This is a genomic window from Bacillus sp. RIT 809 (assembly GCF_016892495.1).
Taxonomy (GTDB): Bacteria; Bacillota; Bacilli; order Bacillales; family Bacillaceae_G; genus Bacillus_A; species Bacillus_A cereus_U.
In genome coordinates this window covers 1-227 of sequence record NZ_JAFEMR010000091.1, presented here as the reverse complement: position 1 = coordinate 227, position 227 = coordinate 1, and the positions used below count along the sequence as shown (strand labels likewise).

Below are 227 nucleotides of genomic sequence, written 5' to 3'. Positions count from 1 at the left end.
CTGGACCTCAAGGTGCGCAAGGTAACACGGGTGCTACTGGACCTCAAGGCGTTCAAGGTAACACGGGTGCTACTGGACCTCAAGGTGCGCAAGGTAACACAGGTGCTACTGGACCTCAAGGTATTCAAGGTAACACGGGTGCTACCGGTTCCACTGGACCTCAAGGCGTTCAAGGTAGCACAGGTGCTACTGGTTCCACTGGACCTCAAGGTGCGCAAGGTAACACA

Annotated in this window: 1 pseudogene; it reads left to right on the top strand. The window is 55.5% G+C overall.

Going from position 1 to position 227, the window contains the following annotated elements:
* Nucleotides 1-227, top strand: a pseudogene (locus JTF23_RS27605) (Gly-Xaa-Xaa repeat protein); the annotation flags it as partial.